The organism is Trinickia dabaoshanensis, from assembly GCF_002879885.1.
Classification (GTDB): Bacteria; Pseudomonadota; Gammaproteobacteria; order Burkholderiales; family Burkholderiaceae; genus Trinickia; species Trinickia dabaoshanensis.
This window is the reverse complement of sequence record NZ_PNYA01000005.1, coordinates 25,625-50,158: the sequence shown is the minus strand read 5'-3', so window position 1 is coordinate 50,158 and position 24,534 is coordinate 25,625. Positions and strand designations below refer to the sequence as shown.

Annotated in this window: 21 protein-coding genes and 2 pseudogenes; 19 read left to right on the top strand and 4 right to left on the bottom strand. The window is 62.7% G+C overall.

Going from position 1 to position 24,534, the window contains the following annotated elements:
* Positions 1 to 21 precede the first annotated feature (21 nt).
* On the bottom strand, positions 22 to 495 hold the full coding sequence (locus C0Z18_RS06830; RefSeq protein WP_102644642.1) for a 3'-5' exonuclease family protein: 474 nt from the start codon (positions 493 to 495) through the stop codon (positions 22 to 24).
* 90 nt (positions 496 to 585) lie between these two features.
* Positions 586 to 1,539, bottom strand: a complete 954-nt coding sequence (locus C0Z18_RS06825) for a DNA-binding protein (RefSeq protein WP_102644641.1) — start codon at positions 1,537 to 1,539, stop codon at positions 586 to 588.
* Between the two features lie 179 nt (positions 1,540 to 1,718).
* On the opposite strand from C0Z18_RS06825, the gene C0Z18_RS06820 reads away from it, so the two are divergent.
* Both C0Z18_RS06820 and C0Z18_RS06815 read left to right on the top strand, forming a co-directional pair.
* Positions 1,719 to 2,876 (top strand): tyrosine-type recombinase/integrase, encoded by a 1,158-nt coding sequence (locus C0Z18_RS06820; RefSeq protein WP_102644640.1) that lies wholly within the window; start codon positions 1,719 to 1,721, stop codon positions 2,874 to 2,876.
* A 149-nt stretch (positions 2,877 to 3,025) separates the two neighbouring features.
* Positions 3,026 to 3,601, top strand: coding sequence for a DUF7713 domain-containing protein (locus C0Z18_RS06815; protein WP_102644639.1), 576 nt, complete (start codon positions 3,026 to 3,028; stop codon positions 3,599 to 3,601).
* A gap of 41 nt (positions 3,602 to 3,642) precedes the next feature.
* Here C0Z18_RS06815 and C0Z18_RS06810 read toward each other — a convergent pair whose 3' ends face one another.
* Positions 3,643 to 4,083 (bottom strand): hypothetical protein, encoded by a 441-nt coding sequence (locus C0Z18_RS06810; protein ID WP_233217212.1) that lies wholly within the window; start codon positions 4,081 to 4,083, stop codon positions 3,643 to 3,645.
* A 277-nt stretch (positions 4,084 to 4,360) separates the two neighbouring features.
* On the opposite strand from C0Z18_RS06810, the gene C0Z18_RS06805 reads away from it, so the two are divergent.
* From C0Z18_RS06805 to C0Z18_RS33825, 17 genes and pseudogenes are all read left to right on the top strand, one after another.
* Entirely contained in the window at positions 4,361 to 4,837 is a 477-nt protein-coding gene (locus tag C0Z18_RS06805) for an NHL repeat-containing protein (protein WP_146013958.1), read from the top strand.
* A 410-nt stretch (positions 4,838 to 5,247) separates the two neighbouring features.
* Positions 5,248 to 6,231 carry a YncE family protein gene (locus C0Z18_RS06800; protein ID WP_102644636.1) on the top strand — a complete coding sequence of 328 codons (984 nt, stop codon included), beginning with the start codon at positions 5,248 to 5,250 and terminating at the stop codon, positions 6,229 to 6,231.
* A 122-nt stretch (positions 6,232 to 6,353) separates the two neighbouring features.
* Entirely contained in the window at positions 6,354 to 6,659 is a 306-nt protein-coding gene (locus C0Z18_RS06795) for a PepSY domain-containing protein (RefSeq protein ID WP_102644635.1), read from the top strand.
* Positions 6,660 to 6,817: 158 nt separating this feature from the next.
* The gene (locus C0Z18_RS06790; RefSeq protein ID WP_102644634.1) at positions 6,818 to 7,123 is read left to right on the top strand and encodes a hypothetical protein; all 306 of its coding nucleotides are present in this window, start codon (positions 6,818 to 6,820) and stop codon (positions 7,121 to 7,123) included.
* 400 nt (positions 7,124 to 7,523) lie between these two features.
* Complete coding sequence (locus C0Z18_RS06785; protein ID WP_102644633.1) at positions 7,524 to 8,210, top strand: response regulator transcription factor; 687 nt, start codon at positions 7,524 to 7,526, stop codon at positions 8,208 to 8,210.
* The gene (locus C0Z18_RS06780; protein ID WP_102644808.1) at positions 8,203 to 9,510 is read left to right on the top strand and encodes a sensor histidine kinase; all 1,308 of its coding nucleotides are present in this window, start codon (positions 8,203 to 8,205) and stop codon (positions 9,508 to 9,510) included. Before C0Z18_RS06785 ends, C0Z18_RS06780 begins: the two co-directional genes overlap by 8 nt.
* A gap of 27 nt (positions 9,511 to 9,537) precedes the next feature.
* Positions 9,538 to 9,885 carry a DUF4148 domain-containing protein gene (locus tag C0Z18_RS06775; protein WP_332888203.1) on the top strand — a complete coding sequence of 116 codons (348 nt, stop codon included), beginning with the start codon at positions 9,538 to 9,540 and terminating at the stop codon, positions 9,883 to 9,885.
* A 145-nt stretch (positions 9,886 to 10,030) separates the two neighbouring features.
* The gene (locus C0Z18_RS06770) at positions 10,031 to 11,419 is read left to right on the top strand and encodes a TolC family protein (RefSeq protein ID WP_102644632.1); all 1,389 of its coding nucleotides are present in this window, start codon (positions 10,031 to 10,033) and stop codon (positions 11,417 to 11,419) included.
* On the top strand, positions 11,416 to 12,480 hold the full coding sequence (locus C0Z18_RS06765; protein WP_102644631.1) for a metal transporter: 1,065 nt from the start codon (positions 11,416 to 11,418) through the stop codon (positions 12,478 to 12,480). The genes C0Z18_RS06770 and C0Z18_RS06765 overlap by 4 nt, the downstream gene beginning before the upstream one ends.
* Before the next feature lie 41 nt (positions 12,481 to 12,521).
* Entirely contained in the window at positions 12,522 to 15,635 is a 3,114-nt protein-coding gene (locus C0Z18_RS06760) for an efflux RND transporter permease subunit (protein WP_102644630.1), read from the top strand.
* 38 nt (positions 15,636 to 15,673) lie between these two features.
* Positions 15,674 to 19,438, top strand: coding sequence for an HAD-IC family P-type ATPase (locus C0Z18_RS06755; RefSeq protein ID WP_102644629.1), 3,765 nt, complete (start codon positions 15,674 to 15,676; stop codon positions 19,436 to 19,438).
* Positions 19,439 to 19,449: 11 nt separating this feature from the next.
* On the top strand, positions 19,450 to 21,504 hold the full coding sequence (locus tag C0Z18_RS06750; protein WP_158244211.1) for an LssY C-terminal domain-containing protein: 2,055 nt from the start codon (positions 19,450 to 19,452) through the stop codon (positions 21,502 to 21,504).
* 35 nt (positions 21,505 to 21,539) lie between these two features.
* Complete coding sequence (locus tag C0Z18_RS06745) at positions 21,540 to 22,049, top strand: DUF2127 domain-containing protein (protein ID WP_233217211.1); 510 nt, start codon at positions 21,540 to 21,542, stop codon at positions 22,047 to 22,049.
* Positions 22,050 to 22,196: 147 nt separating this feature from the next.
* Entirely contained in the window at positions 22,197 to 22,595 is a 399-nt protein-coding gene (locus tag C0Z18_RS06740; RefSeq protein WP_146013957.1) for a surface-adhesin E family protein, read from the top strand.
* A gap of 116 nt (positions 22,596 to 22,711) precedes the next feature.
* On the top strand, positions 22,712 to 23,314 hold the full coding sequence (locus C0Z18_RS06735) for a phosphatase PAP2 family protein (RefSeq protein ID WP_102644626.1): 603 nt from the start codon (positions 22,712 to 22,714) through the stop codon (positions 23,312 to 23,314).
* Position 23,315: 1 nt separating this feature from the next.
* Positions 23,316 to 23,453: pseudogene (locus C0Z18_RS32645) on the top strand (Tn3 family transposase); the annotation flags it as partial.
* Positions 23,454 to 23,636: 183 nt separating this feature from the next.
* A pseudogene (locus C0Z18_RS33825) lies at positions 23,637 to 23,732 on the top strand (CopG family transcriptional regulator); the annotation flags it as partial.
* Between the two features lie 207 nt (positions 23,733 to 23,939).
* Here the strand turns inward: C0Z18_RS33825 and C0Z18_RS06725 are convergent.
* Positions 23,940 to 24,224: a hypothetical protein gene (locus tag C0Z18_RS06725; RefSeq protein ID WP_102644625.1), complete on the bottom strand. Its 285-nt coding sequence runs from the start codon at positions 24,222 to 24,224 to the stop codon at positions 23,940 to 23,942.
* Positions 24,225 to 24,534: the final 310 nt, after the last annotated feature.

Sequence of the window (24,534 nt, the reverse complement as noted above, 5' to 3'; positions counted from 1 at the left end):
TCGATTGTTGGGCGGCTGCGTTCAGATGAAGGCGCAGGCGTTGGCCCGTGCATCATGCAGCGCGTGATGTTCGCCTCCGTGTTCGGCGAAGTATGTCGCTAGGCGTTCGGCGTTGAGCCGTGGATTGACATTTTCGGCCTTCCAGCCTCGAGGCAGCGGGCCGCCGAGTAACTGGCCGAGCAGCACGAAGTCGCCTTCGTAGTCATAGCAGAGCACCGGTTTTGGCTTGACCGGTACAGCTTGCAGCCAGGCCAGCAGCTCGCTTTTCAACTGGTCGAACGTCATCGCCCGCCCTGGAAACTGGCCGAGTTGCGGGAGCACAACCTCGCAAACGAAATCGCTGCACAGCGCACGATCGAAGTCGGAGCGCTCGGCGTAAAACTCACGGCCATCCTCGCCGACGATCGCCACGCTCACGAGCTGGCAGGCATCGAAAGACGTGAACTCGGTGTCGAGAAAGTAGCGGATCTTCCACGGACTGCGCGGGGCGTTCATCGTTGTTGTTCCCGAGAGGTTCGTTCCTGGCCGAACGATTGTAGCGCGGGGCCTCGGGCGGCTCGTCGACGCATGCGGCGAGCTACTCCATCAGGTGGCCTGACGGGAGCGTTTCGTCGTTCGCGCCGGCGTAGGCGCACCTCGCGCACTGAGTTGCCCGCGCAAGAGGGCGATCTCCTGGGCGAGCGAATCGCGCTCGCGCCGCAGATCACGCGCTTCCTCCATGACGCTCGCGAGCTGCTTCTCGTGCCGCTCGGCGAGGCGCCGTTGCTCGGCCGCATCGGCCGTGAGCCGCTGTACGTCGCCGACCAGTTGCTCATTGCGCTGCTGGACCTTCGCAAGAGCGGTTTCCGCGCGGCGCTGCGCGTCGCGCGCCTCCTCGGTTTGGAGCATGACGCGCTTTTGGACGCCTTCGAGCCGCCCCGTAGCCGTGTCGATTTCCACGCGCAAAGCGGCCTCCTGCGCAACCCGCTCGGCTCGTATTGCGTCGAGTTCGCGGGTGTGCGCCGCCTGCGCCGCGCGCAGCGCCTCCTCACCCTGGACGCGCACGGTGTCGCGTTCAACAATGGCGGACTGCGCCGCTTGGACGGCCGCATCGCGCTCGGCTTGCGCCCGCGCGCGCTCGACGTTCACCGCAGCGAGTTGCGCCTCACGTTCCTCGAGCTGCGCACGCAGCGTCTGCGCCTGGGCCTCCAGCGCCGAGTGGGCGGTGGCCAGCGATTCAGCGCGCGCCGTGGCGTCGGCCGCCTCGCGCTCGAGTTCCTCGCCGCGTGCGGCGAATGCCTGCTCACCGTGCTCGACGGCGAGCGCCCAAAGCGAAAGCATCGCGCCAGCGACCGGCGCAGGCAGCGCCGCCGCGAGCGCGTCGTTGCGCGCCTGTTCGTCTTTCCAAAGCTTCAGTTCGTCGTTGATCGTCGTACGGCTGCCCTGGCGAATCTCAGCATAGATCAGGTCGACGGTGAGTTCGTGCGGGAGCCGCCCCTTGGCGACGAGGCGCGCGGCGGCTTCACGGGTGCGGAGTCGGGTGTCACTGATGCGGCTCATGGGCGGGTTTTCAGCATGAAAGTGGATCAGAGCGGCGGGGTCTTGTCGATAATTGTATATGTATATCTATGTATTACGTTATATCTATAACTGTTACCGCTAGAAATTTACGATAACACGCATAATCGTAAGAACTTTTGGTGTACGCTGCCGCGTCGCCCTTCTAAAACGCGCCCGCTATGAACCTGCCCGCACCAGCGCCTGATTCGCTTCTGCCCGTCGCGCTTCCGGCGGCGCTCGACGGCCGTGACGGCACCAACCGAGCGCGCGGCGGCCACCGGCAGATCGCCGCCGACACGGACCTCGAGGCCGTGCGGCTGTGGCTTGCGGAGTACGCGGGCTCGCCCCACACCCTGCGCAGCTATCGCAAGGAGGCCGTGCGCCTGCTCGTGTGGGCCACGCATGCGCTTGGCAAGCCGCTCTCGAGCCTCACGCGCGAGGATTTCCTGCTCTATGAACGGTTCATGGCCGCACCCAGTGCGGACTGGACCGATCCGGCCTTGCCGCGCCGAGGTGGGGCGCGGCGCCTCTTCGACAAGCCGCTCTCCACGCAGAGTCAGCGCCAGGCGCTCGGCATCCTCTCGGGTCTGCTCAATTACCTGGTGTCCGCCGGTTATCTCGCCGGCAATCCGCTTGCCCTGCGTCGCGGACACACGAGGAAAACGTCACGGGCGCGACGCGTCGAACGCTATCTCGATCACACGTTGTGGGAGTACGTGCTCGGGTCCATGGAGACATGGCCACGGACCACATCGCGGGAATGCCAGCATTACGAGCGCAGTCGCTGGGCGATGCGTCTGCTGTACCTCACCGCGCTGCGCGTGAGCGAGGCCGCCCACGCGAAGGCGGCCGACTTCGTCCAGCGACGAGGCCGTTGGTGGTTGCATGTGACCGGCAAGGGTGACGTCGAAGGCGAGGTACCGGTCAGTGACGCACTGATGGCCGAATTCGCGCGATACCGCCTCTTCCACGGCCTGCCGCCCGCCCCGCGCAAGGACGAAACCACGCCGGCGGTGATGAGCATCGCCGGCGACACCACGCGGCATCTGACGCCGACCGCGGTCTACCTGATCGTGAAGGAGGTGTTTCGGCGGGCGGCCGACACGCTTGAACCGACCGATCCGGTCGGCGCAGCCACGCTGCGTCGCGCCTCGACGCACTGGCTGAGGCACAGCGCTGCCTCACATCAGGCCGATGCCGGCACCGACATCCGCTTCATCCAAAAGAATCTACGGCACGCCTCGATCGAGACCACCGGCATCTACCTGCATGCCGAAGAGGACCGGCGTCACGCCCATACCGTGGGATCGCAACACGGGCAGTCTCTGTCACAATAGCGGCATTCGTTCCGCCAGCTTCCACGTACGCCATTGCCAGCTCATGGGGCTGCCTGCCGCCGACAATGTGTGACGAACAGTGCCGAAGACGGCAACCGGAATCCATCCTCCGTGCGATCGCAGGAAAAACCGTGACAAGTAAGCGCGACATGGCACACGAGCGTTGCGAACAATGCGGCAACCCGACGGCGCCCTGGGACACCATCCACTGCGGCTCCGGCGATGGCAGCTATCAGTTGCTCTGCACGCTGTGCTTCAATGCCCGGATCGCCGAGTCAACTGGTTTCACCGATTTCGAGAATGTCCGACTCGATCCCATCCGCATGATCGACTGCGGCGGTGAATCCCATCGATTTCATTTCCAGCTCCGGCTCCTGGGCGACCGGATCGCGCTGGATGCCTTTGAGCTTCGTGGAGAACTTCGCGCCGGCTACCGGTTCCAGCTGATCGGCGAGGCCGACGCCGATGTGCTCGTCCTGCTTGGGCACCTCGTCGAAAAGATGCGCCGTGCGCTATCGGTCCGGCACATTGATTTTCTTGAGCGCCAGATCATCGACAGCACGGTGCGCGGACGCATCGAATGGGACGAATCGCAGGATGGACACTTGCCACTCGTGGTGGTCGACGGCAAGGAGGTCTCGTGGAATGATCTTGGGCGAATGCTGATGAGCATGGAAGGATGGCAGTTCAGGCTTGATATCGCGGATCCGAGCGAAGAGCTTTGAACCGCGGTGCCGACGCCACCGAACCGCTTTTGCGCCGCTGCCTACAGGCGTGCGTACTGTCGTTGCCCCAAAGCGGCCTCTTCGATCGCGCGCGCCACGGCGGGCGACGGAATCCAGTGGCCCCCTTGCGCGATGAATCGAGCCGTCGCAACGACGACAGGCTGGTTGCTCTCATCGGAGGATGAAGCAATGACGGGGGCAACGACCGATTCCGCGAGAGCAAATTGCTGCTTTTCGAAGCGGCCTGGGTCGAGTCGGCCGTCGGCATCAAAAGCAAGAACCGAATAGGTGGTTCTAAGGACGCGCACCGGTTCGCTGGCCACCAGTTCAACGACCACGTTGGCCATTCGCGCCCGTTGCCCCGCAAAAGCGGACAAACGGTGACTGGCCGGATCTCGAAGCATCCGGTCGAACTTGCTGGTTGACAGCCGCCAGAGGGTATCGTCAGCGGCGACGAGAAACGTTCGAGACGAAAATCCCATAATTGCGCCCCTTTGCTTCACATCAACTCTGAGAGGTCAGGCTCGGCACCTGATCGACAACGTGACTGCACCCATGCAGAGCGGGTTCCTGAAATCGACAATACGCAGCGGACGCTTAGTTGACAAGGGGGCGCGTCGTTTTGGATCACCGGCCGTTCGCCCAGGGCAGCAACCGGCCATGAGCCGCCGGTCGCGGTCGCCATCCAGTTTGATCAGCCAAGGTCCTATTTCCGCTTGCTCAATGGCCGCTTCGCGGCGAGCAAATCGCCGAGGGCACGTGATCAACCCGAGCGCCGCAGGTGTCACTGTCGACGCGTCCGGCAACGCGACGCTGGGCGATCCGCTCGTACCGAACGGTTCGACGAACAATCCTGGAGGGCTGCAGGACCCGGACTCGATGGCGGTCGACCCTTCGGGCAATCTAGTGCTCGACAGCCAAGCCGACTCCGAGCTCGTATTCGTGAGCAATCCCGGTTCCCCAACCCAATCCGTAAGCGAGCTATTCCTCACCTTGTACACGAACCCGTGGCCGGTCGACGATACTCGCTGGGCGCCGGCCTCGAGCCAGTCGATGCTTGTCACCGACACGGGCGCGGGTCTGATCTACAAGATAACGGCCGCATCCGGTTTCGCCGGCGGGTCGATGTATAGCGCGGGTCAAGGCACGGTACTCCTGGACGATGCAAAGACCGGTAACATGACGCCCATTGCGTCGGGCATGGTGTCGCCGCACGGCATGCTCTTTGTTCAGTAATCGATAAGAGTGCCCGCTCGCGTAGCCATGGCGGCAATGCGCGGCGGCGATTGCATGCGCCCAAAACACGGGCCGAAGCCCCGCTCGATGCTGGGCTTCGAACGCCCCGAGCATGTCATCGAATCCCCCACGTTCACATTCATACGCGACATGCGCGCCTGATGTCGCCGCGCTAAGGCGGCGATAAGGTTGGTCTGCCAAGCTCCCGGCGTCTTACGCTGTTCGATGTTAGCGTCGGCGCCCCGCCCCCGCTTCCGCCCAATCGAACGTGCTCGCAGCGCGTTCATCGACCCAGGACAAACACAGTGCCGCGTCGCTTTTTATTGACCGCAGCCTTGCTATCGGCAATGGCGCTTCATGCTCATGCAGCACCCCAATCCGTCACGCCAGGATCGTCGAATCGAACGGCGATGTCCAACGTGCCGGCCGACGGCCACCCCCATCTGCCGACGTTGATTGGACGTAGCACCGCGTGGTCGCCCCAATACAGCGGCGATTTCGACCATTTCGGCGTCGATACCAAGCGCAACCGGCTGCTGCTCGCAGCAGAGGATCACGGCACGGTCGAGGTGTTCAACCTCGATACGGGCGCACACGAACGCACCTTGACGACATTCGGGACGCCGCATGCGATCCTGTACCTTCCCAAGCAAGACAAGTTCGTCATCACCGACAGCAGTACAAGCGGCACAAAGATCATCGATGCGGCAACGTTCAAGGTCACCGGCCACATCCACCTCGCTCCCGGTGCGGATTCGATGGCTTTCGACGAAACGACGGACCGTCTGTACATCGTAAGCGGCGGTAAAGATGCGGGCATGACGCATTGCTTCATCAACGAGGTGGATCCGGCAACCGGCACGGTTCGCAGACGGTTGCGCGTCGACGCGGACCATGTCGAAGCAATGGTCCCCGAAATGCACGGAGGCCGGCTGTTCGTCAACATCGCGAGCAAGAACCAGGTGGCCGTCGTGGATAAGAAGAGCCTCGAGGTGATCGCCCATTGGCCGCTCGATGGCGCTTCGAGGAATCTGACGATGGCGTTGGACGAGGCTCATCATCGCCTCTTCGTCGGCACCCGCAACCCGAGCAAGCTTTTCGTAATGAACACCGATAACGGTAAGACCGTGGCAATGCTCGACGCCCCGGCGAGTTCCGACAGTTTGTTTTACGACGGGGCACGAAAGCGGATCTATGTGGCGGGCGGCGATGGCTATATGGGCGTTTATCGGCAAGACGACGCCGACCATTACACCGATCTCGGCCGAGTCGCCACAGCGCCGGGCGCCAAGTCCGGGATGCTTTCGACGACGCTCGATCGCATTTACCTGGCGGTATCGCCGGGCGATCACAGCCCGGGGGGCGGCATCATGTGGTTTGCGGTTAATCCGTGAGCGGATACCGGCCTGCGGTCCTCTGCGAAAAGGTGACCATTTCTTCGATGCGCCCGGCGGCTAAGGTTCGCCTAATATCGCGCGCCTATCGTTGAATCTCATTCACAACGCAAAGGCACATCATGACGAAGCCCTTGAACATGGTAGCGGTAGCGGCGGCTGTACTTGCAACGAGCGTCGCCGCGTATGCATTCAGCGGCCAGGAGTACGCAAAGGACGCCAAAATCGATATTGCCCAGGCCCGCACCGCCGCCCTGAAGGCACACCCGGGAACGATCACGGACGAGGAACTCGAGAAGGAAGGGGGCCGAAGCGGCCTGCGCTACTCGTTCGACATCAAAACGGAAAGCGGCACGCAAGAGGTGGGCGTCGATGCCCGCACCGGCGCAATTCTCGAGAACAAGGCCGAAGGGCCGAATCCGGATTGAAGCATCGCTGGGAGCGGCATGGCGCGGCGCGATTCACGCACTTCCTTATGAGAAGCTGAAGAACTCGCGAAATAACAAAAAATATGCTTCTCAAGCCATGCGCCCGTTCGCCGTTAAAGCAGATGCCACGCTTTGGCACACCTTTCTGAGAGGACACGATGACGATTCAAGCAATCAACGGCCAAGCAGCCGCCTTGGTTTCGCCTAAGGCCGACGCTTCGGCGGAGCAAGCGAAGGGCGCAACACAGTCGACGTCGGCTACCCAATCGAGCGGTAACACGTCGTCCGCGCAGTCGGCCAAGCCGTCCGCGTCTTATTCGGTATCCATCAGCAGCGCCGCCCGCGCGGCGTTGGTCGAAGCGACCGAAACTTCCGTGCAGACTGCCCAGGAAGCTCACCGCGGGGATCTTCAAGCGCAGCGCCTACTTGCAAAGGAGCAGGCTCAAAAGGCAGTTCAAGGTTAATAGAGCCGTTGTAACCGGCAGTATTATGGTCCCGTGCGGAAGACTCTTTCGGGCGGCCGCGCGGGGGCACGCAAAACGCCCGCTCTTTTCGTGCGGCATTTGGACAGAACCCACGTTCAAATCCGAGAGCGGGTCGTCGCAAGGACGACGCGCAATCGTATCGGTGCGGTGGGGGTGACGATGACCATTTCGATGATAGTGAAGGTGAACATAGCTACCTAGCCGATCGCCATGCGAAAAATCGATCGATTCGCTTTTGCGCGCGAGGAAAGGATTTCCGTTTGCAAGCATTTGCAGAGTATTCTCTGAACGATTGACTTGCACATCGGCGTCCGGTTAAGTGCATGCAATCTGCTGTAGCATCCAATCTTCATCATGCCACCGCGCGAACTGCCGATCCATGAAGGTGCTAATTGTCGAAGACGATCCCGCGATTGCCGCGAACTTGTACGACTACCTAGAAGGTAGCGGTTATGAGGTCGATCTGGCTTCCAATGGAAACGCTGGTCTACAGATGGCGCGAGGCGAATCGTGGGATGCCATTCTGCTCGATTTGTCGCTGCCCGGCATGGACGGGCTCACGATCTGTCGTAAGCTACGCGAAGAGGCGCGGCGGGATACTCCAGTGCTCATGCTGACGGCTAGGGACGCGCTTGACGATAAGCTAAACGGCTTCGTCCACGGTGCCGATGACTATCTCGTCAAACCGTTCTCCCTGAAGGAAGTGGGTGCGCGTCTTAGCGCCCTTATCAAACGCTATCGGGGCCAGGTCGCATCGATGGATCTTCGATTTGCCGACGTGCGACTCGCTTTGTCGACGATGACCGTCGACCGAGCCGGGCATCCGGTCAAGCTTCCCCCAAAATGCCTTCAACTGCTTCGTATCCTGATGCAGTCGCCTGCCCGCACTTTCACACGAGCTGAGCTGGAATCCGAAGTCTGGGGCGAGCACCAGCCCGACAGCGACACACTGCGAGCTCACATCTACATGTTGCGGCGGGCCCTATGTGGGCCGGGGGAGTGCGACGTGATCGAGACGGTTCATGGCGTCGGCTACCGACTCGTTGCACCTGGTCAAGATGCGTAACAGCCTGCGCTTCAAGGTCGCCCTATTCTTCTCTGCACTGACCATCGCGCTGCTTATCGCACAGGCGCTTGGAGTAAAAACGCTGGCAGAGGCCCAAGAAGAGAAGCTGATCACGGCCCTTATCCGCGACGACATGGCCAGTGTAATCAAGAGCGATGAAGTCAACCCCTCTTTACTGCCGCCGTTCGATGCGCAAATGAACGGTTATGTGTCGGGCACAGGCAAGCGCAGAGTTTCCCTACCGGCGACGGTTAGAAGTCTATCGGATGGCACCCACGAGATCATCATTGAGGGACGCGAAATTCATGTGGCGATTGCGCCGTTAGGCGCGGCCCGCCTATACCGGATCTACGACTTCAACGTCTACGAGAAACATTTCAAGGACGTCATCAACGACCTGATGGCAGGCACCGGTGTCTTTGCTCTTCTCACTATCTGGTTGTCGTTCGGCTTATCCGGCTTGCTGGTGCGGCAGGTAGCCGGGTTCGCCCGTCAAGTGAAGGATCTACGGCTAGGTGAATCGGCGCCGATCCAGCCCGGCAAATACGACGAGACGGAACTCGTCGAACTTGTTCAGGCTTTCAACGACTACCACCGTCGCATGGCCGACATGATCGAACGCGAGAAGGAGTTCACGGGCAACGTCAGCCACGAACTGCGCACGCCTCTTACGACCATCACGACGAGTTGCGAGTTGCTCGGGCAGGACACGGCGATCGTGGGCAAGTCGCGGGCGCGCCTGCGCCAGATCGAGCGAGCGGCTGACAACATGCGCGAACTTGCAAACGCGCTGCTGAATCTCGCCCGGGAAGATACGGCGCGCGATGTCGAGTCGGTCGCGCTCGCGGCCGTGATCGAGACGTCGTTGACGCCGTTTGCACACAAAATCGAAGAGAACGGACTGAAAATTATCAATGAGGTGGGACAAGATCTTTGGGTGCTGGCAAACCGTTCAGCGCTCGCGATAGTGCTGTCGAACCTTATCGACAATGCCGTCCGGCATACCGGACGCGGAAGTCTACGGTTTCGCTATACCCACGGCTGGCTGTATATACAGGACACTGGGCCCGGCATTTCGGCGGATGCACTTCCGCACGTCTTTGACCGGTTTTACCAGGCGAAGTCCCAACGCACCTCGACGTCTGGCGTTGGAATCGGCCTTTCGATTGTAAATAAAATCTGTGACCGCTACGGATGGTTGATCCAGATCGGAAGCGAGCCCGGCGCGGGAACTTGTGTATCTCTGCGCCTGCCGAGTGCGAGGCGGATTGAGCCCTACGCGAATTTGCCGAGTTCTTGACGAAAACTTCACAATCCCCGGCATAGCATGAAGAAACGGGCCATTCCGCGGTCTGGCGGGATTGATATGGCCCTGCTCATGACGGAGGTCACTATGAAATCGCTAGTCGCTGCACTCGTTGTCGCATCGTGCGCATTCGTTTCCTCGTTTTCGTTCGCTCAGCAAATCCCCGGCACGACTCGCACCGAAGTTCGAGCGCAGCTTGCGTGTGCGCAGCAGCGGGGGCTGATGCGCCTGCCAAAAAACAGCTACCCGAGCAAGATGCCAGAAATGAACTGCGACACCTCGGGCTCTGGGCCTGCTATGACCGGGAATGCCGAGGCCGGTGCGCCAATTCGGCAGCAGCGCAATCAAGGGCTGTACCGGCACCATTAAGCGTGCCGTAGCAGGCGCATTGCCACAGCGCCGCCCCGGCATCCACCGGGCGGCGCCTTGTTGACGAAAACTTCACAAGCGGTGCCGTAGCATCCGCGTCGGACGCTGCCCTTGGTGGGCGGCAGAACGACCGATGGATCCCAGAATGCGCCGAGCGATATTGATTGCTTTCGTCGGGCTGGCCGGCTGTACGACCTATCATGCCCAGCCGATCGCCCCAGCCCAGCTTGCCCGACATTTCGAGCAGCGCTCGCTTGCGAGCAAGGCGTTGCACGCCTTCGTCGTGCGCGAGGCGGGACACAATGTCGCACCGTGGCCGCCCGCGCGCTGGAATCGCGAAATGCTTACGCTGGCGGCGTTCTACTTTAGCCCAGCCCTCGACGTTGCGCGCGCCCAATGGGGCACTGCCAAGGCCGGCATCGAAGTCGCCGACACGATTCCCAACCCGGTCTTGCAGTTGCCGTTTCAGTATTCGACACCCAACCCGGGGCCGGGATCTCCGCTTACCTTCGGCCCGGCACTCGACATCCCGATCGAGACGGCGCACAAGCGTGGCTATCGCGTCGATCAGGCGACTCACTTGTCGGAAGCCGCGCGACTGAGCCTCGTCAATGAGGCGTGGAAGGTTCGCGCGCAAGTCCGAGACGCGATGCTCGCCCTCTATGCTGCCCGAAAGCGCATTACGTTCCTGTCCGCCAAAGCCAAAGCCGAGCGGCAAATTGCCGAGATGAGCCGCAAGCGCCTTGCCGTGGGGCAGTTCTCGCGGCCCGACGTCGACTCCGCCATTCTCGCCGACACCCAGGCTCAAAGCGATCTGGCTGCGGCACGCAGCGCCAAGCAGGATGCGCGAGCCCAACTCGCGGCCGCTATCGGTGTACCCGCTGCAGCGCTCGACGCCATCGCGATCGACCTCTCCGCCTTCGGCGCAGTTTCGCCCGCGCCGCCGGCCGCGGATGCACAGCGCGCGGCGATGTTCCATCGCGCCGATCTGCGCGCTTCGCTTGCCGATTACGCCGCGGCCGAGTCAGCGCTTCAGCTCGAAGTCGCGAAGCAGTATCCGAACCTCCACCTCGGCCCCGGCTACACGTACGACACGGGCACACACAAGATCGCATTCGGGCTCGCCGGCATCACGTTGCCGATCTTCAACCAGAATCAAGGCGGCATCCATGAAGCCGAGGCAAGACGCAAGGAAGCGGCGGCCCGTACTGGCGCGCTGCAGGACAGGATCCTCGGCGATCTTGCGCATGCGCTCGCGCGCTACCGGTCAAGCGTCGAAGCGTTACGCCTGTCCGACGCCCATCTCGCGAGTGCCCGCAGACAGCTCGACAGCCAGGCTGCCGCTTTCGCCAACGGGAACGCGGACCGACTGACCTACACGCAGGCGGAAGCGGACTATCAGACCAGTGAAACCCTCCATCTCGACGCGGTTGTCGCGGTCCAGCAAGCCGCCGGCGCACTCGAAGATGCGATGCAGCAACCCCTCGGTCACGGGGCGGTGAGCGATACCCTCAGTGAAGAGACACCACGATGAAATTCCGACTGATCCTTCTGTCCGTCGTGTCGCTGGCCCTGGCTGGCGGTGCAGGCTGGTACATCTATCAGACGTTCCATGACACCAGCGCGTCGACAACCGCGGCAGCGCAATCCGCCCCGCCCCCCGCCGTTCAGACAGTAAACGGCGAAACGGTGGTCGTCGTCGGTCCCGAGGAACAACGCGCCAGCCACATCGAGGTCGCGCCGCTCACAGCTGTCACGCGCCAGGCCAATATCAGCGCCTACGCCACCGTCATCGATCTGCAGCCGCTCTTCGATCTGCGCAACCGCTTGGCGAGTGCCCGCGCAGACGTCGGGATGTTTACCGCCCAGACGGCCAGCTCGCGCGCCCAGTACCAGCGCAGCCGCGCGCTGTTCGCGGACGATCGCAACATTTCGCAGAAGAGCCTGCAAGATGCGCAGTCTGCGATGCAAGCCGATGAAGCGAAACTCCAATCGGCCAATGCCACGCTGAACGGCCTGAACGGCGCGATGCGGCAGCAGTTTGGCGACGCGCTCGCGAATGCTGCGACGGCATCGGCCTCGAAGCTGTTCAAGCGTCTCCTGTCGGGGCAAGCCGTGGTGTTGCGCGTCACGTTGCCGGCCATCTTCGACATGGCACCGCCCGCGCGTATCACGATCGACACGCCCGACGGCCGCTCGGTGCCCGCTCAAAAGCTTTCCGCCTCACCGCTCGCCGATCCGGCCGTGCAGGGCAGCCCTTGGCTTTACGTCGCCGACGACGCGCTGCCGGCAAATTTGCGCACCAGCGCGCAAGTGCCGACGTCAAGCCAGGCCGCATCCGAGCTGCGGATCCCCGAACGGGCGGTGATATGGTACGGCGGGCAAACATGGACCTACGTGCGGACGGCTCCCGATCGCTTTACGCGGCGCTTCGTGCCTGCTGGCGATGAGGGCGACCACGGTTTCATAGTGACGTCCGGGTTCCAAGCCGGCGACCAGGTCGTGACGCAGGGTGCGCAACTGTTGCTCTCAGAAGAGCTCAAGCCACAAGGCATCGCCACGGCCTGCAAGGATCCACCCGAGTGTGACGACTGACCCACGCCTTACCCGCCCTGATCAACGCGACCTCACGTTCCATGCTCAACGCGATCATCCGCTTTTCGCTGCGCTTTCGCGGCGTCATCTATGCGCTGGCCGTCGTCGCGGCCGGCTACGGGCTCTTTACGCTCACGCGCGCCAAGCTCGACGTCTTTCCCGAATTCGCTCCGCCGATGAGCATCGTGCAGACGGCAGCGCCAGGCATGACGAGCGAGCAGGTGGAAACGCTCGTCACGCAACCGCTCGAGAATGCCCTCGGCGGCATGGTTGGGCTGCAGTCGATGCGTTCGCGGTCGATGCAGGGCCTCTCCGCGATCACGCTCGTCTTCGACGACAGCGCAAACGTGATGCAGGTCCGACAACTCGTCACCGAGCGCATCAACGGACTCGCAGCCACACTGCCTGCAGGCGTCAAGCCGCCCAGGCTTTTGCCGCTCACCACGACGACGAGCGTCGTGCGCATCATCGGTCTCACGTCGAAGACACGCTCGCTCGCGGATCTCTATGGCATCGCACAGTGGACCATCAAACCACAACTGCTGAGCGTCCCCGGCGTGGCCGATGCAATCGTGTTCGGCGGCGAGACGCGCCAGATGCAGATCCAGGTCGATCCCGCGAAGCTGATGCGCTACGGACTGTCGATCCAGGACGTGATCGCCGCGGCCCGCCAAGCCACCGGGGTACGGGGCGCCGGGTTCATCGAGAACAATAACCAGCGCATCGCCGTCAATGCCGACGGCCAGATCGCCACGCCCGAGAAACTGGCCGGTGTCGTGCTGCGTTCGAGCAATGGTGCGTCGGTTCGACTTGGCGACGTCGCGAATGTGGCCTGGGGCAGTGCGCCGCCTGTCGGCGCGGCTTCGATCATGGGCAAGCCCGGCGTGATGGTCGTGATGGAAAGCCAGTACGGCGCCAACACACTGGCCGTGACGCACGACATCGAAAATGCGCTCGCGGGACTCAAGCCGGCGCTTGTCAAGCAAGGTGTCGACGTGAACGCGGACGTTTTCCGGCCCGCCAATTTCATCGATGCCGCGGTGGGTCACTTGCGGACGGCACTCATCGTCGGCGCCGTGCTCGTGATCGCCATCCTGTTCCTGTTTCTGCTCAATGTGCGCACCGCCGTGATTTCGGCCGTCGCGATTCCGCTGTCGCTGCTGGTTGCGATTATCGTGCTGACCAAGTTCGGCGTGAGCCTGAACACGATGACCTTGGGTGGCCTCGCAATCGCGCTCGGTGAAGTGGTGGACGATGCGATCATTGACGTCGAGAACATTTATCGGCGCCTACGTGAGAATCGCAAGCGACCCCAGCCACTCCCCGCGTTTCGCGTCGTGCTGCGTGCTTCGCTCGAAGTCCGTAGCGCCGTCGTGTTTGCGACCTTCATCGTGATGCTGATCTTCCTGCCGGTACTCACGCTCTCGGGTGTCGGCGGACGGCTCTTCGCGCCACTCGGCATTGCCTACATACTGGCCGTTCTCGCGTCGCTCGGCGTCGCGTTGACGCTCACGCCGGCCATGGCACTCGCCCTGCTGGCGAGGGGGCCTTTGCCCGAGCATGAACCCCGTCTCGTCGCGCGCCTGAAGGCGCGTTACATCGCGCTGCTGACAAAGGTCGAGCAGCACGTGAAAGCGGTCATGGTAACGGCGGCGCTAATGTGTGTCGCTGCGCTCGCGTCGCTGCCGTTCATGAGCGGTAGCTTCATTCCGCAACTGCGCGAAGGCCATTACATCGTCCATATGGGACTGGAGCCGGGCACGTCGCTCGCGGAATCGATACGCATCGGCACGCAGGTATCGAAGGCGTTGATGCAGGTGCCCGGCGTGCGTCTCGTGGCACAGCGCGCAGGCCGCGCGAACGGGGTGGTCGATCCGACCGGCGTGCAGCTCTCCGAGTTCGAGGTCGATCTGAAGCCGATGGGCGCATCGGGCCAAAACTGGGCGCTCTATCGGATTCGCCAGGCGCTGTCGCGCTTTCCGGGCCTGAGCACCTCGGTCAATACGTTTCTCGAGGAACGTATCGACGAGACCATTTCTGGAACAACGGCCCCGGTGGTCGTCAAAGTGTTCGGCAACAATCTCGATGTCATCGATCGCACGGCGCAACAAATCGCTCAGCTGATCGGCACGATCCACGGCGTCGCCAGCGTGCGGGTAGATTCGCCTCCCGGCATACCCGAGCTCGACGTGAAGCTCAAGCCGGACGCGTTGAGCCGCTGGGGCTTCAGGCCCGTCGAAGTGCTCGATACGATCCAGTCCGCCTATGCTGGCACAACGGTCTCGCAAATCTACAAAGGCAGCCGCACCTATGACGTCGCGGTCGTGCTCGATCCGGCGCAGCGCAAGACGGTCGGCGACGTTGGAAAACTCATGGTGCGTAATGCCGACGGGTTTGCCGTTCCGCTGAGCACGCTCGCGACGATCCGCCAAGTCGCCGGCCGCTATCAGATCACGCACGACGGCGGCCAGCGCGTGCAAACAGTGTCGGTCAACCTTGGTAGCCGGCCGGCCAGTGATTTCGTGAAGGAGGCTCAGGCGCGAGTGAACCGTGAGATTAAAATGCCACCGGGCACCTACGCCGTTTTCAGCGGGGAGAGCGAAGCACGCGCGCAATCGCAGCGCGACCTGCTGGCGTACGGGGGGATGTCGCTCATCGGCATCGCATTGCTCCTGTTCCTCGCGATGAAGAGCCGTCGTGGCGTACTGCTCGTCATGGTCAACCTGCCCTTCGCGCTCGTCGGCGGCGTGCTGAGCGTGGTGCTGACGGGGGCGAATCTGTCCATTGGTGGTATGGTGGGTTTCGTCACATTGTTCGGCATCTCGCTGCGGAACTCGATCATGCTGATCAGCCACTACGAGCATCTCGTGCACGTCGATCGGTTGACGTGGAACATGGATACAGCAGTGCGCGGGGCATCGGAACGGCTGGTGCCGATCCTGATGACTGCGCTCGTCACCGCGCTCGCGCTGGCGCCGCTTGCGCTGACAAGTGGCGCGCCGGGTAACGAAATCGAAGGGCCGATGGCGATCGTCATTCTCGGCGGCCTGATCACGTCGACCGCCCTCAACCTGATCGTGCTGCCGACGCTGGCGCTGCGCTACGGACGCTTCGAGCGCGACGAACTGGCCGAGCCCGGCACTGCGCCGGCATAGGCCGAAATGGAGGACGGCCAGTGACTGGGCGACCGGCGATGGCGGATCTTCCCGACGGCCTGAGCCTTGACGAGGTGGCCGAGCGCCGGGGACGCGGCGCAGTCAACCGCGTCAAGCGGCAGACGAGCCGCAGCTTTGGCGCGATCGTGCGCGCCAACGTGTTCACGCGCTTCAATGCGCTGCTCGGCACGCTCTGCGCGGTGGTGCTCGTGGTCGGCCCTTGGCAGGATGCGCTCTTCGGCGGCGTGCTGATCACGAACTCGCTCATCGGCATCGTCCAGGAATGGCGGGCGAAGCGCCAACTCGACCGGCTCGCGCTGCTGCACCAGCCGCGCGCGCGCGTGCGCCGCGCGGGGCAGACGATCGAGGTCCACCCGGACGACATCGTGAAGGATGACCTGATCGCAGTTGAGCGAGGTGACCAGATCGTCGTCGATGGCGTCGTGTGGGCGGCGAATGGCCTCGAGATTGACGAGTCGCTGCTGACGGGGGAGTCCGAGCCACAGACCAAGACGCCCGAGTCCGAAGTACAGTCGGGCAGCTTCGTGGTTGCCGGGCAAGGGTGGTATCGGGCCACGCGGGTCGGCCAACAAGCCTGGGCTCACCAGCTCGCGGCACAGGTGCGGCGTTTCGTGCCGCCGCATTCCGAACTGAATGCCGGCATCAATCGCATCCTGCGCTACGTCTGCTGGGCGATCATGCCGCTGTCGACATTGATGGTGGCGACGCAGCTCCTGCGGGGCGCGTCGCTCGACGAGGCACTGCTTTTTTCGGCGGGCGGGGTCGCCGGCATGGTGCCCGAGGGGCTCGTGCTGCTGACAAGCGTGGCGCTCGCCATCGGCGCGGTGCGGCTCGCGCAGCGTGGCACCCTCATGCAGGAGTTGCCCGCCATCGAGACGCTCGCGCGCGTGGACGTGATCTGCCTCGACAAGACCGGCACGCTGACGGAAGGGGTGCCTGTCATGGAGCGTCTGGAACGGCTCGGTGCCAATCCGGATGTCGACGAGGCGCTTGCCGCGCTGGTGCTGAGCGATCCCGCGCCGAATGCGACGCTGCGTGCGATCGCGGCGAGTTGCACCGCGCGACCCGAATGGCACACCGTCCATGCCATCCCGTTTTCGTCGGCAAGGAAATGGGCAGGCGCGTCGTTTATCTGGCATGGCACGTGGATACTCGGCGCGCCGGACGTCATGCTCGGCGATAGCGCATCAGCAGACGATCTGCGCCGGACCGTGTCCGCGTATGCGCGCGAAGGCCGCAGGGTGCTGCTGCTCGCGCGGTCCGGTTCGGCGTTTGCGGGAGACCGGTTGCCGGATGAACTTGCGCCGGTCGCCCTGGTGCTGCTCGCGGAGCGCGTGCGTGCCGACGCGCCGACCACCGCCGCCTACTTCGCTGCGCAGGGCGTGTCGCTCAAGGTGATTTCCGGAGATCACGCGGATACGGCCGCCGAGGTGGCGCGACGCGCAGGGATCGAGGCGGCGGGAGACGGCGTCGACGCGCGTGCGCTGCCGGAGGGCGCCGGCCAGCTCGGCGAGCTTATGGAGCGGGAGACCGTATTCGGACGGGTTTCGCCGCAGCAGAAGGAGGCGATGGTGGCAGCGCTGCGCGGACGCGGCCACGTGGTCGCGATGATCGGCGACGGCGTGAACGACCTGCTCGCGCTTAAGGAAGCCGACATCGGCATCGCGATGGGAAGCGGCAGCGGCGCAGCGGCGTCGGTCGCCCAGGCCGTGCTAATCGATGACCGCTTCGCGAGCCTTCCGTCGATCGTCAATGAAGGCCGGCGCGTGATCGGCAACGTCGAACGAGTCGCCAACCTGTTCGTGACCAAGACCGTCTACGTGATGCTGCTTGCGTTCGCGGTCGGCGTCGCCGATCTCGCCTTTCCGTTCCTGCCGCGCCACCTGACGCTCGTCGGTTCACTGACCATCGGCATTCCCGCGTTCTTTCTTTCGCTCGAACCGACCGCGGAACGCGCCCGCCGCGGCTTCGTCGAACGGGTGCTGCGCTTCACGGTGCCGGCAGGCGTGCTGGCCGCGATCGCGACGTTCGCCGCCTATTCCGTCACTCTCAGCTACTTGCACGGCACGCTCGACGCGGCCCGCAGCGCAGCAACCGTGACGCTGCTCGGTATTGCGTTGTGGATCGTCGCGCTGCTGGTGCGGCCGCTCACCCGCCTGCGCATCGCCATCGTCGCGGCGATGGCCGTGTCCTTTGCGCTCGTCTCGAGCACGGCGCCGCTGCGCGCCTTTTTTGCGCTCGAACCACTGCCGCTGCGCATCTGGCTGGGTGCGATCGGCACAATCGTATTGGCGTGCTCCGCGCTGCGTGGCATAACGACGCGTGCCGACGTCATTCTGGACTCCGCTGAATCTCCCGACCCGCCGTCGGCTTTGTCGGCGGCACGCGCATGGCTCGCCCTGTGGCGCCGGCACAAGGTGCTCGTCCCCGTGTCGGCCCTGCTGTTCTGCGGCAGCGCCTGGCTGTTCCTCGGCGTGCTGGAAGACGTGCTGTCGAAGGACCCGCTCATGCAGGCGGACCTCATCGTCTATCGCACGCTGCAGAACATCCGCGTGCCTTATCTCGATTCATGGATGACCGGCATGTCCGAGCTGGGCGATGCCGCCGTGGTGGTTCCCGTCGTGCTGGTCGTGCTGTCGTGGTTCGTCTGGCACCGGCGCTGGCGCGCCGCGATCTACTGGCTGGCCGCCGTGGGCGGCGCCGAGGTGATCGTCAAGCTCCTGAAGCTCGCGCTGCATCGCACCCGCCCGAACCCGTTCGCAAGCGGCGTCGAGAGCTTCTCGTTTCCGAGCAGCCATGCAACGCTGGCCGTCGTCACTTACGGATTCCTCGCTTTCCTGTTGTGCGAGGGGCAGCGGCATCGCCTGCGGACCGCCATCGTGCTCGTTACCGCAGTTGCCGTCTCGCTGATTGCGGCGTCGCGTCTCTATCTGGGGGTGCACTGGGTTTCCGATGTCGTCGCGGGCCTGAGCTTCGGCCTCGCGTGGGTCACCGTGCTCGCCGTCGGTTATTCGCTTCAGCCGATCCAGCCGATCGGCGCGAAGCGACTGATGGGCATCGTTGCATTGACGCTGCTTGCCGGCGCTGCACTGCACATGGCGAAACGGCATCATGCGGACGTCGCGCTTTACCGTCGGCTCGAGAGGACCGAGCGGATGACGGCCACCCAGTGGCGAGGGGGCGCATGGCGTACGTTGCCCGTCGGACGCGTGGCGGTGGTCGGCAGAATCGACGAGCCGTTCAGCGTCCAATGGGCGGCAACCGCGCGAACGATCGAACGCGTGATGCAGGCGCAAGGATGGCGGGCGGCCCGCAGCGATCCGGCCTGGCCGGCAGTGCCGGCATCGGGCGACGAGCGGGCGACGCCCGCCATCGCACTCAAGTTCCATGAGGGCGCCGCTCCCGCGATGGCGTTCGTTCGAATTGCCGACGAAGCGCACGACACGCTGCTCGTATTGCGGCTCTGGCCGGCCGCCGACCTGGTATTGCGCAGCCCAAGGCATGGTACCGTTCCGCTCTGGACGGGCACGGTGACGCGCGAATCTCCCGCGACAGCGTTCGCGTGGTCGTTCTCGGTGCCGTCGATCAATGAGGACTTCACAGCGCCGGCTGCCGCGTTCGCGAGGCCGTTCGCCGATGCGCAGAGCGTCACGCGGGACGATCCGGCCAGCGCTGCTTTCCGGCGCTGGGATGGGCGGGTCTGGCTCCTTTGCACCGCAGTGCTTTCTGATGCGTCGGGTGACCGGACGCGACAATACAGTCCAAGCGGCGCGTGTGGATAACGGAGATGTCCATGCACACCTGGCTCGTATCGATCAGCAACCACCCCTATCTCGTATTGGCCGTGGTGTTCGCCATCGCGGTTGCCGAGGCGATCGCGGTCGTGGGTACGATCGCGATGGTGCCGGCAAGCATCGTCATGTTTTTCGCGGGCGCACTCGTCGGTGCAGGGGCGCTCGACGTCTGGCCGACACTCGCATTGTCCGCTCTGGGTGGAATCGTGGGTGACGGCCTGAGCTACGAATTGGGTCGTCACTTTCACGGCAAGGTTCGTTCATGGTTCCAGGCAAAGGGGCAAGAAGTCCGGTGGGTGCGCGGTGAGCAATTCGTCGAGCGACATGGGGGCAAGAGCCTGTTGCTCGCCCGATTCTTCGCGCCGGTGCGCTCGACCGTGCCGCTTCTGGTTGGGACGGCGCACATGGGGCGGTTGAAGTTTTACGCCGCCAACGTCGCCTCGGCACTGGTCTGGGCACCGATCAATCTCATACCCGGTATCGTCTTCGGCGCATCGGCGGCCTTGGCCGAAGCCGTCAGTACACGCCTGGCTGCGGCACTGATTCTTCTCGTGGTACTGCTTTACCTCGTCGTCCGTCTGGCTCGACTGACGACCACGCATGGCATTCCCGCCGCAAAGCGCACCGCGCGGTATGCGATGCTCGAGATGGCGCGCCGCCTCCCTCAGTTTGGAGGTCGCATACAACGCGTGATCAAACTCGATGATCCTGAATTTCCCACCATCTCGGCATTCTCCTTGCTCTTGATTGCCAGTGTATGGCTCTTCGGTGGCGTGTTGCAGGACGTGATTGCCAACGATCCGCTGATGCGAACCGACACCGCGCTTTATACGTTTCTGCAATCACTGCATGCAACGCCGGCCGACGCGGTGATGGCCGGCATCGCTGCGTTGAATGGCCGCATCGTAGGCTTCGCGATGGCGTCCGCTGTGCTGATCTGGTTCGTCCTGCGGCGAAGCTGGAAGACAGCGGCATGGTGGATCATCCTGGTCGGGATAGCCGTCGTGCAGTCCCCCTTCGATTGGGCAAAATCGGGAGGCGCGTTACCGCTCGACTGGCGCCCTGGCGCTCCGCATATCCCGCTGCCGGATGGGCTGGCAGCGTTCAACATCCTGGTGTACGGGTTTTTGGGGTGGGTGATCACACGTCGGCAGGCGACATCATGGCGCGGAGCCGTCGCGATCGCAATCGCACTCTGGATCGTCATTGGCGGTCTTGCGGATCTTTACTTCGGCAAGACTTGGCTGAGTGGTCTTTTGGGCGGCTGGGCGCTCGGGTTGGCGTGGTTCGCCATTCTGGGTGGGGCCTATGCGCTCTGGCATGTGCAGGATGACATGCATCCCAAAAGCGTGGCCCTTGTCGTGATCGGATCACTGGCGGTCGCCGGATCTTGGGCGATTCCAGCGGGGCTCCAGTCGATCGTGGCAACATCGGTTCCGGTCTCTCCGGCGATCACGATATTCAAGATTAGCGAGTGGACCGCCGCTGGCTGGCAACAGATTCCGGCAAGACGCATGGATTTTGGTGGCGAAGAGGAAGAGCCGCTGTTGCTTCAATGGCCGGCGAGTAGCAGGCTCATCGAGCAGCGCTTGCAACGGAGCGGCTGGCAGGCCGCGCCCGCGTGGTCCGTTCGCTCGGCGTTGGGCTGGCTGCTGCCTCGGAGCCGACCGGATGAATTGCCCGTGCTGCCGAAGTATGCGCAAGGGGAAAACTCGCAACTCACGTTCATGCGCCCCGACCCGGATTTGCCGGAAAGCAGGTTTGTGCTGCGCCTTTGGTCATCCCATTACGCCATTCAGGGCACCCAGGGTGCGGAACCGCTCTGGTACGGCGCCGTCTATCATGAGACGTTGTCTTGGCCCGCACATCTTTTCACACGGGTGTCCACGCAAAACATTACGAGTGCCGCGACGATCGTCAAATTGCTCGATCTACAGGATCGGCCCACGATCCGCTCGATGCGGGCAGCCAACCGGACTCGAGATGTCGTGCTGGTGCTGCCTGTTGTGTCCGGCGCGTCCAACACGGATATGCCGCCACACGAACGGCCCTAATGCAACTCGCGATCCGAATGTTTGGAGAGATTCCTGTGATCGATTTGAACAAATTTCTCGACGAAAAGAAGCTTCATCTCGTCTTCGAGGTGAGTCTCTGGTTCAAGGCCGCTTTCGCGCTTTCAGAAATCGTCGCCGGCGTTGTCACGTACTTCGTTTCGCAACAACTTTTTCTGACACTCGTGCTCTGGGTCACCACGGACGAGTTCGTCGAAGACCCCCACGATCTCGTCGCCAACTTTCTCCTTCATACCGTCCAGCATCTTTCCGTCGGCACCCAGGAATTCGCGGCCATCTATCTGCTCGGACACGGTGTGATCAAGCTTTGGCTGATCGTCGGACTGCTGCGAGAGAGGCTGTGGTATTACCCCGTCTCAATCGTCGTCTTCGGCGCGTTTATCGTCTACCAACTCTACCGATACACCTTCACGCATTCGATATGGTTGCTGCTCATCACAGCCCTGGACGTCGTCATCATCGCGCTCACGTGGCACGAGTACCGATACCTCCGAAACGAACACAACGTCGCCGCAGCAAGTCCCTGACCGAACTCACTTACGTGCATGCTCGGCACGCTTCAGCCGGGATGACCGTTGTAACGTTTCCAGACACCCATGACTATCATGCGATCTCCTGCGTGGCACCTTCGGCGCATCGTTCGCGCTACCGCGAGATGGCAGCGAGACCACCTCGTGTTGGCCGCCATCTTGCTCGTCACCGCAGTCGATGCAATCGCCGACCCAGCCTGGGTGCGTGTGGCTGCGAGCCCCGATGTCCTGGTCTTCGTGGATGCCGGCTCGTTGAAAAAGGACGCGCATGGTCTCATCCATGTCTGGACAAAGACGCTTTATTCTTCGCCCCAGACGGACGTTGAGGTCCACTACACGGAGGACATGACGCTTTTTGTTCTGGACTGCGAAAACGCTCGGTATGGCATTGCGGCCGGCAAGTTCGTCGATGGCTCCGGGAAGGTGTTGCGGCAGTTCAGCGGGGCCACGGGCGAACTCGAGCCCATTCCCGGCTCGAGCAAGATTGACGCTCTTTCGAGGGCAGTATGTGCGGCAGATCGTGAAAATCGGCAAGGAAAATAATCGCCGCATGACGACCGACGCGCGTGTCACCTGCATCCCTCTGGCCATGTGCGGCTTTCGCCACGTCAGACAAAGCCATAGCCTCAGAAATACCATCTTCATTACGATAGTCTGCAATGGAAACAATCGAAGCCTTCAATCAAGCCATCTTTCTTCAGATCAACGCTACGCCGGCCACACCGCATTGGCTCGTCGCCGTGAGCGTATTCATTGCCAACTACGCGATCTGGACAGTTCCAATTATGCTTGTCTGGATGTGGCTGGCAGGCGGAGAAAATCGTCGAAGACTCGCGGCTCATGGGACTTTCGTTGGCTTTGTGGCACTTGGCATCAACCAGTTGATTGGTATGGCGTGGTATCACCCCCGGCCATTCGCGATCGGCCTGGGGCATACATTCTTGACGCACGCCCCCGACTCATCGTTTCCTAGCGATCACGCTACGCTGCTCTCGGCACTATCTTTTACGTTCTTCTACAACGGGAGACGCCTGCTCGGCATGCTTGCTCTCGCCGTCGATATCGCAGTCGCTTGGGCGCGCGTGTTTGTCGGTGTGCACTTCCCGTTTGACATGGCCGGAGCGGCAATGATCGCTTGGTTGACCTACGTTCTCTGCGCACCGCTGTGGCGACTTGGAGGTGACGCTTTTTCCCGGACGTTGATTGCGGTGTATCGCAAAGTGATGGCTCGGCCGATCGGCCGAGGGTGGTTACGGCTGTAATAAACTGCAGCAGAACGGGCATTCGATCGACGCGGAGGTGCTCAGGGTCCTGTCACCGTACCGGCGAGAGCATATCAATCGGCTCGGGGACTATCTGCTGGATCTGACCATCGATTTCGCATTCAAGCCAGCAGCTTAGGACGAGATGTGGCGGATTTTTTGCGAATCCCGGCCGGACCTCTCCTAGGCGACCATGAACACGTACCTATCATCCGCGACCAGCACTGGCGCGATGCATCGAGATCCAAACGTGCTATTTGACGCAGATAAGCCCACGCGCGGTCCCTTCGCCCTTGGGAAATAGCCGGCTGAGAAGGTACCCGTGCGACTACTGATCCGCGAGTATCTCGAGCGGCACGGTGTGAGCTACAAGACAAAAAGCCCGCTCCGCAAGCGAGTCAGGCAAAGCGCCGGCTGAGCCGAAATGAGGGTTGGGTGGGATTCGCAAGTATGCGAGGAGCGCGGTGTCTAGCTGCAATTCAAGCAGCTTGCGGCGAGCCTCGGAATGGCCGCCAGCACCGAAATTGCGGAGCACGGCGAAACCGAAGGCCCTCAAGCTGGCAACTATGAAGATTGAAAGTTGAAAATCCGAGCGCCAAGCCGCCGCAAGGCGGAGCTGCGAGGGTTAGTCTTCGCCTTCGTCTTGGTCGTCGTCGTGACGGCGCCAACGTCGATGCCAGCCGTCGTCGTGCCAGTAACGGCGATAGTGGTATCTGCCGTAATACGGGCCGTAATAGACGGGCGCAGGCTCGTACACCACGGGCGGTGGCGCATAGACAACGGGCGGCGGGGCTTCGATCACCGGTCCGGGAACACCGAAGAACACGCCAATGTCGGCGTGCGCATACGCGCTGGCCGACAAGCACGCCGCAGCGAGGCCGACAACGCTGGATAGCAAAATTCGTGTCATGTTCCTTTCACCCCGTTTGCTGCCATTCCGGCAGACGGGCAACCCATTCGTCCTCATTGAAGGATACACAGCGCAGACCGGGCGGGTGATACCGCATTGTCGCGTGTGTAACCATCGGTAACGACGCATCGCCTCGCCTGCCGGGTAGCCGGGACGCCGGCCGTTCGACAGGTCGCGAGAATGGGCGCGACGACGGCCGGAATTTTTAATAATATGAATATGTTGCTGATTTAGGCGGTGACCGGAAGGACGACATAAAAACACGGAGCGCGATTCGCATACAAGCCGCGGGTGAACAAAGGAACGCCGC

Excerpts from the sequence above, each read along its gene's own strand:
- C0Z18_RS06775 (WP_332888203.1), top strand. The coding sequence starts at position 9,538 with ATGAAGAAACGGGCCATTCCGCGGTCTGGCGGGATTGATATGGCCCTG.
- C0Z18_RS06815 (WP_102644639.1), top strand. The coding sequence starts at position 3,026 with ATGGCACACGAGCGTTGCGAACAATGCGGCAACCCGACGGCGCCCTGG.
- C0Z18_RS06765 (WP_102644631.1), top strand. The coding sequence starts at position 11,416 with ATGAAATTCCGACTGATCCTTCTGTCCGTCGTGTCGCTGGCCCTGGCT.
- C0Z18_RS06820 (WP_102644640.1), top strand. The coding sequence starts at position 1,719 with ATGAACCTGCCCGCACCAGCGCCTGATTCGCTTCTGCCCGTCGCGCTT.
- C0Z18_RS06755 (WP_102644629.1), top strand. The coding sequence starts at position 15,674 with ATGGCGGATCTTCCCGACGGCCTGAGCCTTGACGAGGTGGCCGAGCGC.
- C0Z18_RS06725 (WP_102644625.1), bottom strand. The coding sequence starts at position 24,224 with ATGACACGAATTTTGCTATCCAGCGTTGTCGGCCTCGCTGCGGCGTGC.
- C0Z18_RS06795 (WP_102644635.1), top strand. The coding sequence starts at position 6,354 with ATGACGAAGCCCTTGAACATGGTAGCGGTAGCGGCGGCTGTACTTGCA.
- C0Z18_RS06760 (WP_102644630.1), top strand. The coding sequence starts at position 12,522 with ATGCTCAACGCGATCATCCGCTTTTCGCTGCGCTTTCGCGGCGTCATC.
- C0Z18_RS06735 (WP_102644626.1), top strand. The coding sequence starts at position 22,712 with ATGGAAACAATCGAAGCCTTCAATCAAGCCATCTTTCTTCAGATCAAC.
- C0Z18_RS06750 (WP_158244211.1), top strand. The coding sequence starts at position 19,450 with ATGCACACCTGGCTCGTATCGATCAGCAACCACCCCTATCTCGTATTG.
- C0Z18_RS06785 (WP_102644633.1), top strand. The coding sequence starts at position 7,524 with ATGAAGGTGCTAATTGTCGAAGACGATCCCGCGATTGCCGCGAACTTG.
- C0Z18_RS06790 (WP_102644634.1), top strand. The coding sequence starts at position 6,818 with ATGACGATTCAAGCAATCAACGGCCAAGCAGCCGCCTTGGTTTCGCCT.
- C0Z18_RS06810 (WP_233217212.1), bottom strand. The coding sequence starts at position 4,083 with ATGGGATTTTCGTCTCGAACGTTTCTCGTCGCCGCTGACGATACCCTC.
- C0Z18_RS06825 (WP_102644641.1), bottom strand. The coding sequence starts at position 1,539 with ATGAGCCGCATCAGTGACACCCGACTCCGCACCCGTGAAGCCGCCGCG.
- C0Z18_RS06770 (WP_102644632.1), top strand. The coding sequence starts at position 10,031 with ATGCGCCGAGCGATATTGATTGCTTTCGTCGGGCTGGCCGGCTGTACG.
- C0Z18_RS06780 (WP_102644808.1), top strand. The coding sequence starts at position 8,203 with ATGCGTAACAGCCTGCGCTTCAAGGTCGCCCTATTCTTCTCTGCACTG.
- C0Z18_RS06800 (WP_102644636.1), top strand. The coding sequence starts at position 5,248 with ATGTCCAACGTGCCGGCCGACGGCCACCCCCATCTGCCGACGTTGATT.
- C0Z18_RS06830 (WP_102644642.1), bottom strand. The coding sequence starts at position 495 with ATGAACGCCCCGCGCAGTCCGTGGAAGATCCGCTACTTTCTCGACACC.